Origin of the sequence: Pusillimonas sp. (assembly GCF_029263785.1) — a bacterium.
Taxonomy (GTDB): domain Bacteria; phylum Pseudomonadota; class Gammaproteobacteria; order Burkholderiales; family Burkholderiaceae_B; genus Pusillimonas.
Genome location: NZ_JAJUFE010000016.1, coordinates 16,516 through 33,282, shown reverse-complemented (window position 1 = coordinate 33,282; position 16,767 = coordinate 16,516). Strand labels below are relative to the sequence as shown.

Annotated in this window: 17 protein-coding genes; 4 read left to right on the top strand and 13 right to left on the bottom strand. The window is 58.4% G+C overall.

Features of this window, described 5'->3' with window-relative positions; translation table 11 throughout:
• Window positions 1-34: 34 nt before the first annotated feature.
• Complete coding sequence (locus Q1J88_RS06395) at window positions 35-319, bottom strand: 4a-hydroxytetrahydrobiopterin dehydratase (RefSeq protein ID WP_301116748.1); 285 nt, start codon at window positions 317-319, stop codon at window positions 35-37.
• A gap of 190 nt (window positions 320-509) precedes the next feature.
• Here Q1J88_RS06395 and Q1J88_RS06390 point away from each other — a divergent pair, with 190 nt between their 5' ends.
• Window positions 510-2,669, top strand: a complete 2,160-nt coding sequence (locus Q1J88_RS06390) for a malate synthase G (RefSeq protein ID WP_301116747.1) — start codon at window positions 510-512, stop codon at window positions 2,667-2,669.
• Between the two features lie 87 nt (window positions 2,670-2,756).
• Here the strand turns inward: Q1J88_RS06390 and Q1J88_RS06385 are convergent, their stop codons facing one another.
• The 5 genes from Q1J88_RS06385 to dinB form a co-directional block, all read right to left on the bottom strand.
• Entirely contained in the window at window positions 2,757-3,947 is a 1,191-nt protein-coding gene (locus Q1J88_RS06385) for an acetylornithine transaminase (protein WP_301116746.1), read from the bottom strand.
• A 103-nt stretch (window positions 3,948-4,050) separates the two neighbouring features.
• The gene (locus tag Q1J88_RS06380) at window positions 4,051-4,680 is read right to left on the bottom strand and encodes an N-carbamoylsarcosine amidohydrolase (protein ID WP_301116745.1); all 630 of its coding nucleotides are present in this window, start codon (window positions 4,678-4,680) and stop codon (window positions 4,051-4,053) included.
• Window positions 4,677-5,720 carry a 2,5-dihydroxypyridine 5,6-dioxygenase gene (locus tag Q1J88_RS06375; RefSeq protein ID WP_301116744.1) on the bottom strand — a complete coding sequence of 348 codons (1,044 nt, stop codon included), beginning with the start codon at window positions 5,718-5,720 and terminating at the stop codon, window positions 4,677-4,679. Before Q1J88_RS06375 ends, Q1J88_RS06380 begins: the two co-directional genes overlap by 4 nt.
• A 30-nt stretch (window positions 5,721-5,750) precedes the next feature.
• Window positions 5,751-6,584, bottom strand: coding sequence for an alpha/beta hydrolase (locus tag Q1J88_RS06370; RefSeq protein WP_301116743.1), 834 nt, complete (start codon window positions 6,582-6,584; stop codon window positions 5,751-5,753).
• A 124-nt stretch (window positions 6,585-6,708) separates the two neighbouring features.
• The gene (dinB, locus tag Q1J88_RS06365; RefSeq protein ID WP_301116742.1) at window positions 6,709-7,860 is read right to left on the bottom strand and encodes a DNA polymerase IV; all 1,152 of its coding nucleotides are present in this window, start codon (window positions 7,858-7,860) and stop codon (window positions 6,709-6,711) included.
• Window positions 7,861-8,034: 174 nt separating this feature from the next.
• On the opposite strand from dinB, the gene Q1J88_RS06360 reads away from it, so the two are divergent.
• Both Q1J88_RS06360 and Q1J88_RS06355 read left to right on the top strand, forming a co-directional pair.
• Entirely contained in the window at window positions 8,035-8,928 is an 894-nt protein-coding gene (locus Q1J88_RS06360; RefSeq protein ID WP_301116741.1) for a gallate dioxygenase, read from the top strand.
• A 2-nt stretch (window positions 8,929-8,930) separates the two neighbouring features.
• Entirely contained in the window at window positions 8,931-9,290 is a 360-nt protein-coding gene (locus Q1J88_RS06355; RefSeq protein ID WP_301116740.1) for a protocatechuate 3,4-dioxygenase, read from the top strand.
• Window positions 9,291-9,328: 38 nt separating this feature from the next.
• Here the strand turns inward: Q1J88_RS06355 and Q1J88_RS06350 are convergent, their stop codons facing one another.
• From Q1J88_RS06350 to Q1J88_RS06320, 7 genes are all read right to left on the bottom strand, one after another.
• Entirely contained in the window at window positions 9,329-10,465 is a 1,137-nt protein-coding gene (locus Q1J88_RS06350; protein WP_301116739.1) for an aminotransferase class V-fold PLP-dependent enzyme, read from the bottom strand.
• Between the two features lie 69 nt (window positions 10,466-10,534).
• Complete coding sequence (locus tag Q1J88_RS06345) at window positions 10,535-11,443, bottom strand: DUF1932 domain-containing protein (protein ID WP_301116738.1); 909 nt, start codon at window positions 11,441-11,443, stop codon at window positions 10,535-10,537.
• A 52-nt stretch (window positions 11,444-11,495) separates the two neighbouring features.
• Window positions 11,496-12,218 (bottom strand): alpha/beta hydrolase, encoded by a 723-nt coding sequence (locus tag Q1J88_RS06340; RefSeq protein WP_301116737.1) that lies wholly within the window; start codon window positions 12,216-12,218, stop codon window positions 11,496-11,498.
• Window positions 12,215-13,315, bottom strand: coding sequence for a 4-oxalomesaconate tautomerase (locus tag Q1J88_RS06335; RefSeq protein ID WP_301116736.1), 1,101 nt, complete (start codon window positions 13,313-13,315; stop codon window positions 12,215-12,217). Before Q1J88_RS06335 ends, Q1J88_RS06340 begins: the two co-directional genes overlap by 4 nt.
• Window positions 13,315-14,019, bottom strand: a complete 705-nt coding sequence (locus Q1J88_RS06330; RefSeq protein WP_301116735.1) for a 4-carboxy-4-hydroxy-2-oxoadipate aldolase/oxaloacetate decarboxylase — start codon at window positions 14,017-14,019, stop codon at window positions 13,315-13,317. The genes Q1J88_RS06335 and Q1J88_RS06330 overlap by 1 nt, the downstream gene beginning before the upstream one ends.
• A complete protein-coding gene (locus Q1J88_RS06325) occupies window positions 14,016-14,765 on the bottom strand; it encodes a PIG-L deacetylase family protein (protein ID WP_301116734.1) in 750 nt (249 codons plus the stop codon). The genes Q1J88_RS06330 and Q1J88_RS06325 overlap by 4 nt, the downstream gene beginning before the upstream one ends.
• Window positions 14,766-14,877: 112 nt before the next feature.
• Window positions 14,878-16,143, bottom strand: coding sequence for a LysR family transcriptional regulator (locus Q1J88_RS06320; protein ID WP_301116733.1), 1,266 nt, complete (start codon window positions 16,141-16,143; stop codon window positions 14,878-14,880).
• A 197-nt stretch (window positions 16,144-16,340) separates the two neighbouring features.
• On the opposite strand from Q1J88_RS06320, the gene Q1J88_RS06315 reads away from it, so the two are divergent.
• Window positions 16,341-16,745 carry a RidA family protein gene (locus Q1J88_RS06315; RefSeq protein WP_301116732.1) on the top strand — a complete coding sequence of 135 codons (405 nt, stop codon included), beginning with the start codon at window positions 16,341-16,343 and terminating at the stop codon, window positions 16,743-16,745.
• Window positions 16,746-16,767 lie beyond the last annotated feature (22 nt).

Genomic DNA, 16,767 nt, shown 5'->3' with positions numbered 1-16,767 from the left:
GTTCAGCCATAGTTTCAGCGGCCTGAAAAACTCTTCAGGCCAATTGGTCCATGAACGAAGCCAGGGCAACATCACGTTCGGTCACGCCTTTCACGTCATGGGTGGTTAACGTTACGTCTACACGATTGTAGATGTTGGTCCACTCGGGATGATGGTCGATCTTCTCGGCCTGAAGCGCGACACGCGTCATGAACGCGAACGCCTCGCTGAAATTCTTGAACACATAACTCTTTTGCAATGCGTCCCGGTCCTTGGCCGCTGCCCAGCCTTCAAGCAGCAATAACGCCGAGGCCGCGCCAACACGTTGTACCTGTTTCATGACGACCGCTCCTTCAAGTGATTTTGGCAATTAAGTGCGGTAAAAGTTGGCAATTATGTATGAAAAAGTTAAAAGTCCTTTAACCCTGCGGATGTTGAGCACCGGACAGGTGACAGTCCATACTACCGCTAAACATCGTAGCGCAATACTATTGCCACGCCGTGAATCTTCATACTCACAGGAAATCACCATGACACAGAGAACCCGCCGCCACAGGCTCCAGGTCGACACGCAACTGCACGACTTCATTCAGAATGAGGCTCTGCCTGGCACGGGTGTCGACGCCGACGCGTTCTGGGCCGGTTTCGATCAGCTGATGTACGATCTGGCACCGCGCAACCGCGCCTTGCTCGAAGAGCGTGACCGCATGCAGGCCGAAATTGACGATTGGCATCGCCAGCACCCCGGCCCTGTCACTGATCAGGCAGCCTACCAGGCCTTCTTGCGCAAAATAGGCTATTTGCAGGACGCTCCGGCAAACGTCACCGTGCGAACCGATCGCATCGACGTCGAATTCAGCGAACAGGCAGGTCCCCAGCTTGTCGTGCCCATCACCAACGCGCGCTATGCCCTTAACGCCGCCAACGCGCGGTGGGGGAGCCTTTACGATGCCCTGTACGGCACCGACGCAATTTCTGAAGAAGACGGAGCGACCCGCGGCGGAGCCTACAACCCGATTCGCGGTGCCAAAGTCATCGCCTTCGCGCGCCGCTTCCTGGACGACACCATTCCCTTGCAGCAGGGCTCGCATCGCGATGCCAAATCGTACAGCGTGCACAACGGGCAACTCCAGGTACAGCTTGAAAACGGCACTGCCACGACCCTTGCCGATTCGACGCTGTTGCTGGGCTATCGAGGCGACCCTCAGGCCCCCGAGGCGCTGGTGTTCCGTCACCACGGCCTGCACTTCGAAATTCAACTCGACAGAAACCACCCGATCGGGAAGCAAGACAACGCGGGCATCAAGGACGTCCTGCTCGAAGCAGCCCTGACCACCATCATGGACTGCGAAGACTCCGTCGCCACAGTAGATGCCGAAGACAAGGTTCTGGCGTACCGTAACTGGCTGGGCCTGATGAAGGGCACGTTGACCGAAGAAATCTCCAAGGGCGACAAGACCTTTACGCGCAAACTGAACCCCGATCGCACCTACACCGACCTTCAGGGCAAAGAACAAACCCTGCCGGCCCGATCGCTCATGCTGATTCGCAACGTCGGCCATCTCATGACCAACCCTGCCGTGCTCGACGAAAACGGCAATGAAACGCCCGAAGGCATTCTTGACGCCGTCGTCACTTCACTGATCGCCATGCACGATCTCCAGCGCAAGGGCAACTCGCGCGCCGGGTCGATCTACATCGTCAAGCCCAAGATGCATGGCCCTGCCGAAGTCGCGTTTTCTACCGAGCTGTTCGGTCGCGTAGAAAAACTGTTGGGCCTGCAGCCCAACACGCTCAAGATGGGCATCATGGACGAAGAACGCCGCACCAGCGTCAACCTCAAGGCCTGCATTGCCCAGGCCGTCGAGCGCGTGGCGTTCATCAACACAGGCTTTCTTGATCGCACGGGCGACGAAATGCACACCTCCATGCAGGCCGGTCCCATGATCCGCAAGGGCGACATGAAGCGCAGCACCTGGATTGACGCCTACGAACGGAACAATGTGCAAACCGGGCTCGAATGCGGCCTGCGCGGTCGCGCTCAAATCGGCAAGGGTATGTGGGCCATGCCCGACCTCATGGCCGACATGCTCGAACAAAAAATCGGCCATCTCAAGGCCGGCGGCAATACCGCCTGGGTGCCCTCACCAACCGCGGCCACCCTGCACGCCTTGCACTATCACCAAGTCGACGTTCAGGAAATCCAGCGCGAAATGGAGGGCAAATCAGAGCCGCTGCTCGAAAAAATCCTAACCATCCCGGTGGCCACCAATACCAACTGGTCGCCAGAAGAAATCCAGCAAGAACTCGATAACAACGCGCAGGGCATCCTGGGCTATGTCGTACGCTGGGTCGATCAGGGAGTAGGGTGCTCGAAGGTGCCCGACATCCATGATGTCGGCCTGATGGAAGACCGTGCCACCCTTCGCATCTCGAGCCAGCACATGGCCAACTGGCTGCATCATGGCATCGTAACTCGCGAGCAGGTGCAAGAAACTCTTGAACGTATGGCCGCCGTGGTCGATCGCCAGAATCAGGGCGACCCGCTGTATCGGCCAATGGCACCCAACTTCGAAGACTCGGTGGCCTTCAAGGCAGCCTGCGACCTCGTCTTCAAGGGTCTTGAACAGCCCAACGGCTACACCGAACCGCTGTTGCATCACTGGCGTCAGGTGGCCAAGGCGCGCTAAGTCGCCACTGTCCAAACATATCGGCCCTTATCGTAGTTCGATAAGGGCCGATTTACATGGTGAAGCCTGAAGCCGAAAAGCCGTGTCTTAGCCGCGCACCTGGCTGATGGTTTCATCCAGCCACGCAAGCATCAAGTCGATTTCGTCGGCGGTAACGTTCAGCGCCGGCATGAACCGCAGTACATCCGCACGCGGTGCGTTCAGCAACATGCCTTCCGGTGAACGATTTCGGGCGGCTTCAACAATGGCCGCGCCATCGCTGCGATCCATCAGCAGGGCGCGCAGCAGGCCCTGGCCGCGTTCTCCTTTCATGCCCCACTTCGCTACCAGCCGCAGCAGACCTTCAGACAACTGTTGTGCCCGCTCGTTGACGCTATCGAGAAATCCAGGAGCGTTGATGGTGTCGAACACCGCGATTCCGGCTGCTGTCATCAGCGGATTGCCGTTATAGGTGCCACCCTGGTCGCCGTGCTCGAACACCGACACCTCTTCGCGCGCACACAGTGCGGCCAACGGTACACCGCCGCCAATGCCCTTGGCCAAGGTCATGATGTCCGGCGTAATGCCGGCATGCTGATATGCAAACATCTTGCCCGTACGACCCATGCCGGTCTGGACTTCGTCAACGATGAGCAACAGGCCATGCAAGTCTGCCAGTTCGCGCAGCGCCTGCAAGAACCCCGTGGAAGCCGGCAAGACACCGGCTTCGCCCTGAACCGGCTCAAGCATGATGGCCACGGTCTGATCGTCGATAAGCGCTTCAACCGAAGCCAGGTCATTGAGACGAGCCTTGGGAAACCCGTCGACCTGAGGCGCAAACAGAGTATCCCAGCCCGGTTTGCCCGATGCCGACATCGTGGCCAGGGTCCGTCCGTGAAAGCTGTTCTCGAACGTGATGATCTTGTACGCCCCGGCACGCCGCACCCGGCCCCACTTGCGCGCAAGCTTGATGGCACCTTCGTTGGCTTCGGCACCGCTGTTGGCAAAAAACACCCGATCAAAGCACGAAGCGCTGACCAGACGCTTGGCCAGGTCGATGGACGGCTGATTGTAGAAAGCGGGGGACGGATTGATAAGCTGCCGGGCCTGTGCGGTGATCGCTTCGACCAATGGCGCGGGGCAATGCCCCAGCGACGTTACGGCCCAACCCTGAACAAAATCCAGGTACCGCTTTCCGGTGTGGTCTTCAAGCCAGGAACCTTCTCCTCGAACAAAGACGAGGTCCGGGCGAGCTGTGATTTCCATTAATGCTTCAATGCCCGAAAGTTCTGTGCTCATGTTTGCTCCGAAGGATTCCGCCGCGCGGCGGCGACGGACGGGTGAAAGACCAATTTTAGAAAAAGCAGATTTTAGCCCAAGGCCATGGGGAAAACCCGGACAACTACGCCTCTGCCTTGGATAAGGCTGCCAGCGCCTCGTCGCGTGTCATGACGGTGGCGTACTTTTGTTCCATATCGAACAGATTGGCGTCATGGGGTGCAATGGCACGGTCTCCCACACAATCTGACACAACCAGAGGACGGAAACCATATTGCATGGCGTCAACCACACTGGCACGAACACATCCACTGGTCACGGCTCCGGCCACAAGCAAAGTCTGAACACCCCGATGGGTCAGCCATGCTGCCAGCGAGGTACCAAAGAACGCAGACGGCACCGTCTTGCGCACGACCAGCTCTCCGTCGACAGGCGCAAGCTCGGGCACGATGGCGCTATTGGGATCGTCTTCCTTGAGGCCCAGCATGCTGGGCACTTTCAGAGTGAACACATTGGCATCCGCACCATCGTCGGCGAATACGATGCGCGTATGTGCTACAGGCCAGCCACGTTTACGCGCCTCGGCAAGCAAGGGCACCGTATTGGCAATGGCTTGCGGAATGTTTCCCCCGCCAAAGACATCAGGGTTGGCGAAGCCGTTGACCAGATCAATGATCAGCAGGCCGAACGGGGCTTTAAGTTCGAGCTGCGCGCCGAAACCTTGCCGGGAATACGTTTGAATGTCGTTACTCATGGAATCCAGTCCTCAATTACTTTGCCGTGTCGAACCACTTCGGTGTCGTCCACCCGCACCGAGCAGTTTCGCAATGGTATATCGATGTGGCAGGCGGTTGTGCGACTGCCCCCCGCTTCGTTATTGGGCCCCAAAGAAAACAGGAAGTTGCCTTCGTATGCGCGGGCATCCATTGCAATGGTTTGTTCACGATCATACAGCCCAAGGGTTGACCAGTGGCAACGCGGCTGCAGTCCCCAACCGATGTGCGAAATGGCGTAACCCTCGGGGTCATTGAAGGACTCCATGTAATCGCGCAGCATTTCAGCATCCACTCCGCCCTCGATCTTGACGGCATACCCGTTCTCAACGGTCAGCACAATCTTATCGCTTGTGTAGGATTTTTGTGGAAGCAGTATGTCTCCCTTGTCGATCACAATCACGCCGTTGCTTTGTCCTTCGTTCGGGAAGGTAAAGCAAAAGCCGCTTGGCCAATGATCCCAACGGCCCGGCTCATCCACGAACCCATACTCACTGATGACTGGAAACTCGCCCAGCGAAAACCGGATGTCGGTGCCCGCGTCGGACACCACCTTCATTTCGCGCGCCTTGCCCAGAAGTTCGCTATGTGCCTTGACGCGTGCCCTGTCGGCCTCGGTGGGAACCGTCCGCACAAGTATTTCGGGTGGCTCGACGGCAAGCAGAATCTTCGTACCGCTCTTGAGGATATCTATCTGCTCTGGCGAAAACAGCAAGGTCATGAGATCCAGGACCAGATCGCTGGCCTTGAGCATGGCAATCGCTGCCGGGTTACCGGTAAGTGCTGTCGTGCCTAGATACGCCAGCGGATCCCGGCTAAGTGATTTCTCGGCATTGACCGGCGGAAGGTCAAGCCGATTGACGATCGCGCCCAGGCTTTGCGCCGCAATTGTGGCCATGGCAAGGGTCTGGGGATGAGTCGATGCACTGCTCAGGATGGTGACGGTCTGACCCTGCTCAAGCCTCGACAGTTTCAGCACTTGCTGCCACGCTTGAAGTAGCTGGAAATCACTGACGGCCATGGGAACCTCCTTTTGATAACAAGTGTTGTGTCAGGCGTGGTCGGACAGCGCGGCACCCAGGAAGCTGCCAAAGGCGCGGTAGAAACCCTCTTCATTGTCCCAGGGGATCATATGTCCGGCATCCGGCACCCGGGTATGCTCCATCGACGGCAGCAAACCGCGTATTTCTTCGACATCCTCGTCGCGCACGACGTCACCGCGTTCAGCCGTCATCAGCAAGACCGGCACATTGAGCTCGGGCATGTCCTGATGAATATTGTCAGTATGAAAGCCCTCAAAGCTGGTTACGACGGCACGCTCATTACAAGTATGTAGCCACTCGGCACGCAGTGCCAATTGCTCTTGTGTCCACGAGGGACAAAACTCCCGCATGGCTTCGGCGTCGCAGCCTTTTCGCGCAAGGGCCATCGAGTCCACATACCAGGGAAGCTGTGCCGGGTAGGCGCGACGACCCGGACCGGATACCGGGGGGTCCACCAATACCAGCCGGGTCAGGCCGGCAGGCCGGCTGCGCGCCGCCCTGATTGCGATCCGCGCTCCCATGGAATGACCGACCAGCGCATAGCGTTCAATACCCAGGGCTTTTGCAAAGGCCACGACATCTGCCGCCTGTGCGTCCAGGCTGTAGTCCAGCGCATCGGAAGCCTCGGACAGGCCGCGCCCCCGGACGTCCAGTACATATGTATCGAAAGTCGTACCGAAACGTTCGCCCACGAAGCCCCAGGTGATTGCCGGACTGGTAATGCCCGGGATGATGATTATGGAATCGCGCTCAGAACGACCATTGTCGGGGCCTCCATAACGCAGATAATGTTGCCGGATGCCATTGGCGTGGACATTGGCGCCGTATAGAAAAGTCGGCACTTTCCTTCCCCCTCGCAAATAAATAGGTCAATTGATTAATTAATTTACCACTAGTTCGGCGCCCTGTCAGATCCATCGCACTGTCTGGCGCGCAGCAAGGCAGGCGGTGATGGCCGGCAGAAAATCAATCAAGCAAATTCAACTGAAGGGCGTCCGGAGCAGTAGAGCCAGTGCGCAGATTGCTGACCCTCACACCCAAGAGGCGTATGCGGTCTTCAAAGCTTACGCGCTTCAAGCACTGTCCGGCTGCGGCCCGTATTGACTGGGCATCCGCCACATCGCGGTCAAGCGTGAAATCGCGTGTGACGGTACGGAAATCGGCGAAGCGCAGCTTGATACCTACCGTCCGTCCTGTTACTTGCTTGCGCTTCAGGTCGCCTTCCAGCTGTTCGCACAAGCCCGTAAATATCTCGGACAAGCGCGCGCGATCCTGTACAACGTCAAGGTCTCGCTCAAACGTGGTTTCGCGGCTGATGGATTTGGGCTCCGAGTATGTGACGACCGGCCGCTCGTCCTGCCCGTGTGCAACACGCAATAGCCACCGTGCATACCGCAGCCCAAAGTGCGCCTGGAGCAAGGCAGGGCTGGCGGCCGCCAATTGGCCTACAGTCTCGATACCAAGGTCGCTCAACTTGCGGGCTGACTTCGGGCCAATGCCATTGATCCGAGATGCGGGTAATGGCCAGATACGTCGCGGCACGTCGTCCATGGTCAGCAGCGTCAAGCCGTCAGGCTTGTCCAGGTCGGACCCGATCTTGGCCAACAATTTGTTTGGAGCGATGGCAATTGAGCACGACAGGCCCGTGGCGTCGCGCACGGCCTGCTTGATTCGATTGCCCAGGAGTGCGTCGGGCTCGTCGTGTTCCGTCAGATCGATATAGATCTCATCGATACCGCGATCTTCGATTTGCGGCGCAACCGACGCCACTGCCTGCTTGAAACGGCGTGAATAGTCGCGATACGCTGCGAAGTTGGCCGGCAGCAGAATGGCGTCGGGCGCCAACCGGGCGGCTTTCATCATCCCCATCGCCGAAAAGACACCGAATTTGCGTGCTTCGTAGGTCGAGGTGGTGACAACACCGCGACCTACATAATCGCCGAGCCGCGCAAATGCATAGCTTCCGTCGCTGCGTTTGAGCGGCGGCTCGCCACGGCCTCCGATGACTACCGGGAACCCGCGAAGTTGGGGATAGCGAAGCAATTCGACTGACGCAAAAAACGCATCCATGTCCAGATGCGCAACCCGACGCGCCGAAGAAATTTTGACTTGAGGCATTTCCATGTTCGACCATCAGCGCGACAATCGCCGCACATGGGCCTCAGTTTAATGGATAGCCCTGATATTCACGCGTTATCAGGCGCCCTCCGAAGTATTACAAAAGTATAATGAGGCCATGGTCACAAGGCGCGCCCGATCTGTCGTTGCGTCACATACTTGAGGATATCCATTATGGCCAAGATCATTGGTGCCATCGGCACTTCGCACGTACCCACGATTGGGGTGGCTTACGATAAGGGGCGTCAAACCGACCCCGCCTGGGCTCCGCTTTTCGACGGCTACAAACCTGTGGCCCAATGGCTGGCCGAAAAACAACCCGATGCAATGGTCTTCTTCTACAACGACCATGCCACCACGTTTTTCTTCGACATGTATCCCACATTTGCACTGGGTGTCGGCGAACGGTTTCCGGTCGCTGACGAAGGTGCCGGGTTGCGGCCGTTGCCGGCAATCAAGGGAAATGTCGATTTGCAGTGCCACATCGCCGAGTCATTGGTAAACGACGAATTCGACCTGACGATCTTCCAGGAGAAGCCTCTCGACCACGGATGCGCATCGCCGCTTCCACTGCTGTGGCCACACGACCCCGACTGGCCGGGCGCCCTGGTCCCCATCGCCATCAACGTGTTGCAGTACCCCTTGCCCACCGGAAAGCGCTGCTACAAGCTGGGGCAAGCCGTTCGGCGCGCCATCGAGTCCTATCCCGAAGACCTCAAGGTAGTTATTGTCGGAACGGGCGGGCTTTCTCACCAGATTCATGGTGAGCGGACCGGCTTCAACAACGAAGATTGGGACCACGAATTTCTGCGCCTGTTGCAGTTCGAACCCGAAAAACTGTTGGAGCTCAAGCACGCAGATTACGTTCGACTGGGCGGCGCCGAAAGCGTCGAGCAGATCATGTGGCTGGCCATGCGCGGTGCCATGCCCGAAAAAATTCGCCGGCTGCATCTCAACTACTATCTGGCCACTACCACGGCAATGACCCTCGTGCTCTACGAAGAGGGTGAAGAGCCCGATCAGAGCGCCGCACTCGCCGCCGCCAAAAACCTTACTGCCCAGGTCTAGTCATGAACCCACAATTAGAAGGCATCGAACAGATCGAAGGCACCTACGCTTTCGACATTCGCACCAGCAACAAGGCTCTCAAGCTGAATCGCTTTTTCTGGAATATGATCCGGGCCGAATGGCGTGACCGCTACAAGGCCGACCCCGAAGGCGTGATGCAAGAGGCCGGGCTCAACGAAACCGAAAAAGAACTGGTACGCAAAGAAGACTGGCTGGGGCTCGTGCAGTACGGCGCCTGCTTCTTTGTTATCGAAAAGTTCGCCCGCGTGGTGCGCAAAACCAATCTCGAAGTCTACGCCATGATGCGCGGTGAAACGTTCGAACAATTCATGGCCACACGACGCGTACCCGAATCGCGTTGAACCGGCTCTGGCCCGGGCGCAACCCGGGCCGGCGTAATTCATGAAGCGGGCTGAATCTGATCAAGCGCGTTTTTAAGCCGCGCAATGCTCTGATCGACATTCTGCAATTTGTCCAAACCAAACAGTCCCAGCCGGAATGTCTTGAAACCTTCGGGCTCATCGCACTGCAGGGGCACTCCGGCTGCGGCCTGAATGCCAACTTGTGCAAACTTGCTGGTTGAATGAATGCCGTCGTCGTCGGTGTAGCTGACGACCACGCCCGGAGCCTCAAAGCCCGGCGCAGCGACACTCTTGAAGCCTTTCTCGCGCAACAGCGCACGCACTCCCGAACCCAGCTCGAACTGAGCCTTTCGCAAGGCCTCGAAGCCCACCGATTCGGCTTCTGCCATGGCATTGCGCAATATCGTCAGTGAGTCGGTGGGCATGGTGGCGTGGTAGGCGTGTCCACCTTTCTCGTATGCCTGCATAATGCCCAACCACTTGCGAAGATCGCTGGCAAAGCTGGTGCTGGTGGTGTGCTCGAGTTGCTCAAGAGCCCTGGCAGACAACATGACCAGACCACAACAGGCAGAACCTGTCCAACCTTTCTGCGGAGCGCTGATCAAGATATCAACGCCTGTATCGCGCATATTGACCCAGACTGTTCCCGAGGCGATGCAGTCAAGCACGAACAATGCACCCACCGCATGCGCTGCATCGGCCACACGACGCAGATAATCATCGGGAAGCAGTATGCCCGAAGCAGTTTCAACGTGAGCAGCAAAGACCAGATCAGGTTTTTCGCGGCTTATGGTCTCGACCACTTCTTCTATGGGTGGAGGAGCATACGCGGCTTGTGGGCCCGGCTCTATAGGGCGTGCCTTGAGAACTATTTCTTCGGAAGGAATCGATCCGGCCTGAAAGATTTGCGTCCACCGATAGCTGAACCAGCCATTGCGGATGACGACACACCGCTTTCCTGTAGCAAACTGCCGGGCCACCGCCTCCATGCCAAAAGTACCGCTGCCGGGCACCACAATGGTGGCATCGGCACCATAGACGGACTTCAATGTGCGGGAGATATCCTTCATGACGTCCTGAAAGGCGGACGACATATGGTTCAGGGCGCGATCCGTATAAACGACGGAATATTCGAGAAGTCCATCCGGATCAACGTCGGGGAGCAGTCCAGGCATATGCGTCTCCAGAAAAGTTAGCTGCCTCTACCATTGTAGGTTAAGCATGAAGGCAAGATGCGCGGTCGGCTATTGGGCTTTCAGCTGGTCGATCAGATCTTGCCATATGAACTCACGCCCAGCATCGTAAACAATGCCGTGCGCCTCCATCGCGTCGACCAATGCGTCTTGGGTCTCGGCTGTAGCCTGCGCCATCAGGGGCGTCACGCCCACGTCTTGCAGAGTTTCCATGACCTCACGCATTTCCGCCGCGCGCCTGCGACCATGTTCGGCGACGCGGCTGATCAGATAATGTGGCAGTGAATCGGTCCAGCCCAGGCCGGGGAACGTTTCATTCAACGACTCCAGCACAGCGGTTTCTGCTCCGTAGCGACGCGCCGCAGTCATGCATTCGACCGTCAGCGCTTCGAGACCCTTGATCATCACGCTGCGGCACATCTTGATGGCCGATGCCACGCCCACGCGCTCTGATACAGCGGTACTGCGTAAACCCAGCGCATTCAGGCGCGCTGAAACCTCGGCCGCCCGCGCACCACCCAGCAACATGGGCACCTTCAGCCCGTAGGGCGGCACAGGCGCCATTACGGCCGATTCAACATAAAAGCCGCCGGCGCCTTCGATGGCAGCGCGGTCAGCCTCTTTCGTAGCCGGCGACACCGAGTTGATATCCAGAAAGTACTGGCGGGGCGTGAGGCACTCGGCAGCGTCAAGGGCGGCCTTTGCTGCCGAACTTGCGGTAACCGCCGAAATCAGAAGTTCGGCATCCTGGATTGCCGCTCGCAGACTGGCATGCAGCGTGACGCCCGCCTGTTTGGCGCGGGCCTCGAGAGCGGGCCGTTGATCGGCCTCGTGAATCTTGATGTCGTAGGCGGCTACCGCCACGCCGGCCTCCACCAGGCCCTGGCCCAATAAGAACCCGGCCTCCCCAAATCCGATAAGGGCAATCCGGGACAGCGGCGCAGTAATTTCCTTGTTCATATCGAGCTCTGTTATCGAATGACGTTTAAAAAGTAAGGTACGGTGCTGCGTTTTACGTATCGAGCCATTCAGCAAGCACGGCAGTCACGGCTTCGGGCTGCTCCATGGTCGACATGTGACCGCAGTTCTCGATTGCCACCAATGTGGCAAAAGGCGATGGAACCAAGTCTTTCATCGTCTCGTGCCGCGAATATGGACTCCAGGCATCCTGGCGACCGCAAATCAGATACGTGGGACAGCTGATGGTGCGCAGCACTGCTGTGGCGTCCGGCCGGGCAAGCAGGGCAGTGATCTGCGCGTGAAACTCCTGGGTACTGCGTCGACCGATCATGGCAAGAATATCGTCGAATACCTGTGTACTGATCTGCTGCGGATGAACCATGCCGGGCGCCCAATGCAAGCGCCCCATCTCGCGCATCCCGTGTTCACGGGCGAATTCCAGCAAGGCCCAACGTTTCGCTGCCTCTTGCCGGCCGGCTTCCCCCGCGGCCAGGGGCTCGAATCCTGTATCGAGCAGTGCCAGACGCCGGACTCGCGCAGGTGCCAGCCGCAGCACTTCCAGCGCCACACGCCCGCCCATTGAATGTCCGGCCAGACTGAAAACGGGATAGGGCGCTTCGGACAGCACCTTTTCTGCCATGGCGGATATGCTGTCCACCTCGTGATACTGTGCCACGTAGGACTCGGCACGAGTCGCCAGGCCCTTTTGTTGATGTTCCCATACCGCCGCGTCACACATCAGGCCAGGCAGAAAAACAATCTGGTCGACCGTCATGCCTCGATCCGGCTGTTGTCCCACACGCGGGCTGGAATGTGCACCCTGCCGTCGAACAACCATCTGGCGGTTCGTATCAACGCAGCGCTGGCAATGGTGACCTTCGATCCTTCTCGGACCAGATTCATCTGTGTGCTGAGTTCGCCCGTGGGGTGCTCAATACCGAGAACTGGCGTATTGCCCTCGGGAAGCTGGGCAACGCCCTCGCACACAGTGCCTGGGAGCACGGCGGCCGAAGCCGCACTGACCGCAGCCAGCACCCCGATCGACGCATGGCAGCGATGTGGAATAAAGCTGCGAGTATTCAGCGCTCCACCATGACGCGGGGCCGATACCAGACACATCTTGGGCACGGTGCGCTGCGCGACATCGCCCAGACTCATCATTGGGCCCGCCTTTAACCGTATCGCCTCTATGCGAGCCTTGAGTTCGTCATCGGCGTCCAGTTCGGCACAAGTTTCATAGCCCGTCCGACCAAGATCGGCAGCCCGCAACATGACGGTCGGCATGCCGTTGTCGATCAGCGTGACCTCGACGCCGTCAATGACATCGCGAACATTGCCGGTTGGCAGCAACGCACCACACGACGAACCCGCCGTATCCTTGAATTCAAGAGGAATGGCCGCCGCCGTACCGGGCACCCCATCAATGCGCTGGGTACCTTCGTACTGAACATGACCCTCGGGCGTGGACACATTGGCGATAGCCACCTGCCCGGTATTGACCATATGTATGGCAACCCGGGTGGTTGCGCCCTGCACGGGGACCATGCCAAGTTCAATGGCAAAGGGCCCGACGCCTGCCAGCAGATTTCCGCAGTTCTGCCCGTAATCGACACGGGCTTCGTCGATCAGCACCTGGGCAAACAGGTAATCCACATCGGCATCAGGGCGAGTGGCCGGAGACACTATCGCCACCTTGCTCGTCAGAGTGTCAGCGCCGCCGATGCCGTCAATCTGGCGTGTATCGGGCGACCCCATGACCGCAAGCAGCACCTGGTCGCGAACTGCCGGGTCGGACGGCAGGTCGGACGCCAGAAAATAAGCACCCTTGGACGTGCCGCCGCGCATTTGTACACAGGGTATGCGTGTTTGCATCACTCGCCTCGCAAGTCATCCAACGATTCGACGTAGCGCAAGCCTTTCTCGGCGAGCCGTTCGCGCATCTTGTAGTAGTCCAGGCCCAATATGCCTTGAGAAAGCGCCTCACGCGTCTTGGCTTCTTTTTCGAGCCGGGCTTGTGAGGCCCGCGCCACTTGCGCGACGTTGGCAATCGGTACCACCACCACCCCGTCGTCATCGGCCACGATCACATCGCCCGGGTTGACGATCTGCTGCGCGCAGACTACCGGAACGTTGACCGAGCCCAGGGTTTCCTTGACCGTGCCTTGCGCGGATACCGCCTTCGACCAGACAGGGAACCCCATTTTCTTGAGGTCTCGGACATCGCGGCACCCGGCATCGATGACAAGGCCACGAACACCCCGCGCGGCCAGCGAAGTAGCCAGCAGTTCGCCAAAGTAGCCGTCCAGGCATTCGGACGTAGGTGCAACAACGAGGACGTCGCCTTCGCGACATTGCTCGACCGCGACGTGGATCATCCAGTTGTCGGAGGGTGCAACGAGTACGGTCACTGCCGAGCCGGCGATCGATGCGCCGTCCCAGATGGGACGCATATACGTGGCAAGAAGCCCCAGACGGCTTTGGGCCTCGTGAACCGTAGCCACGCCCGCCGCCCGCAGGATTTCGATGTCGGCAGGGTTTGCACGGGGAATATTCTGAACGACAACACCGCGGATCATGAAAGGTCTCCCACAACGGCTGGGGTGAGTCGCATATACCCTTCGGCGTACTCAATATTGCGTGCCGCTGTAATGCCGATGTTGCGCTTGGCCTGCACGCCCCGTTGCTGGGCGACACGGGTGTAGTATTCCCACAGATGCTCCTGGCCCGCCATGCACTCGATGGCCTTGCGTTTGAGATCCCAGACATCGGTAATGTCCAGGAACGTGTTGGGCACCCATTCACACTGTTCCGTCTGATGGGGTTCAAACGCATATACCGGGGGCGCGCCCACCACTTTCTGACCCGGGTTATGGCCTTCCGCCTGCGCAATAATGCGCGCCTCCTGGGCCACATGCATGGCCAGGGGATGATCGAAGTTGTAGGGATCTTTGGTGGAATGACTCAGGACGAATGCAGGCTGCACGTCGCGGTATACGTCTACCAGCCGGAACAGGGCTTCGTCACTGACGCGCATGGGATAGTCGCCCAGATCAAAGAATTCGATCTCGGCGCCCAGCACATCGGCGGCCTTCTGCGCTTCTTCGCGACGGGCTTCCTTTACCTTCTCGAGCGTCATTTCGCTGCCTTTGCGCCACAGCTTGGCAGATTCGCCACGCTCTCCAAACGACAGGCACACGACTTTCATTCGGTAGCCTTGACGAACATGGGTGGCAATGGCGCCGGCAGCGCGCCAGACAAAATCAGCCGAATGCGCGCTGATGACCAGACCCGCGCGCGGAGTGGAAGCGGTGCTTGTGTTCATGGGTGACCCTATGGATGGATAGTTGATTTGCCGGCCATGACCGGACGGTTTCAGGCCAGTGTGTCAAAAATGAGGGCACTGCACCAGTGACATTCACTGCGAAGCTATGTGTTTAGCTTATATATTCTTCTTTTGCCAAGGCTCGTATCTCTTCCTGAAACAGGCGCAGCCCCATCCCGGGATCCGCGTCCCGCCTCATAGTAAGTCCTATTTCGCGCGCCGTATCACGCACTCTTACTGGTAGAACCGCAAGCTGGCCGCTGGCGACGCCACGTTGAACCTGCCAGGGTGACAACAGGGCAAGCCGGTCACTATCCAGCAAAAGTGCCTGGACCACAACAGCGCTATTGGCTTCAAGAGGTGACGGGGGTGGAGCGACATCATCGGCCAAAAATGCGCGCTCAAAGGCATCGCGCGCCGGCGTGCCTGCAAGAGGAGCAATCCATGACGCGCCGGCCAGGTCGCCCAGTCCATGTAAAGGTTGCCGCAGCAAGGGATGACCACGCCTGGCCACGACAGACAGAGTGTCGGTAAACAGCGCTTCCTGCACAATTTCCGGCGACACAGGCGCAGGGCGGAGTGCGCCCACGATCACGTCCACATCGGCATGCAATAACTGGGACAACAATGCGTCGTACGTACCATCGACAATCGTGACGTGCAGATCCGCATGCCTGGCCAGCAAGCGATCAATGGAACGTGGCACAAGCATGCCTGCCGATAATGGCAGCGAGCCAATGATGATCCGACCTCGCAGGCGGCCTGCAATGGCGTTCAGTTCCTCTTCGGCCAGGCGCAATTCGTGCAGGGCAAGCTTGATCCGACGCAGCACCGCTTCGCCGCTTTCGGTCAGCCTCATTCCACGTGAAGTCCGTTGATAGAGTATTGCGCCCAGCATGTACGAGACCTGACGCAAAGCCTGGTTGACCGCAGGCTGGCTGATGCCAAGGCGTCGGGCAGCCAAGTGTTCACTATGAGTCTCGCAAAAGATCACATATGCCAGTAGATGCCGGTACGAACAAGCCCCCGCAAACCGGCCTTTTACCAGCCGCGCGCGCGGCTCCCGCCCGCCCGAACTACGTTCGGCTTCGGCTTCGGCCGTCTCGAGTTGAACAAGGGCTCTGGCGGTTCGATGCGCCAGGAGCCGGCCTTCTTTGGTGGGTGCCATGCCACGGGCTTCGCGCAGGAACAGCTCCGTACCCAAATCCTGCTCCAACTGGCGTACCGCCCGCGCAATGGCAGATTGGGACAGGGGGAGCAGCTTGGCGGCTTGCGAGGTGCTTCCTGTGCGACACACAGCCAGCAACGCTCGCAAGCGCCTCAAGTGCTGCGCCAACGATCTCGTGGCGGTGTTGTGTCGATTTTCGTCAGCAGACAAAATAAGCCCTAGCAGCGACAGGAGGAACAGTGCAGTTATTGTACTGACGGCTCTACATAAATAAGCCTGTTGCGTAGACAAAAGCCGGCCTTATGCGATACAGTAAAAATATCGATTTTCTGCATAAAATCGATAGAAATACAAAATTTGCTATCGACATCAAAATATCGAACCGCCCGTTCCAAGAGGATCACGCCATGCCAAAAATTATCGTCCATAGCGACGCCGCACCCGTCACCGGTTTTACTGACAAGAACACTCCTTCACCACTGGCCCAGGCCATCCGTGCCGGCGACTTCCTGTACGTGTCCGGGCAGGGGCCGTTGAACCCGGCAACTCGCGAGGTTGTTTCCGACGACATTCGCGAGCAGACTATCCAGACGCTGACCAATCTTCGCGCGGTCCTCGAAGCCGGCGGCGCAACAATAGCCAATGTCGTCAATATGCGGGTGTGCTTGCGCAATGTGTCCGATTTCCCCGCCTTCAATGAAGCATTCCGCGAATTCATGAAGGGCGAAAAGACCACGCGCACCTGTACGGGCGGTACACCCCACCGACAAGGTGTACTGGTTGAAATCGATTGTGTCGCGTATCTGGGCTAACCGCCCCTTATTCATTTCGCCA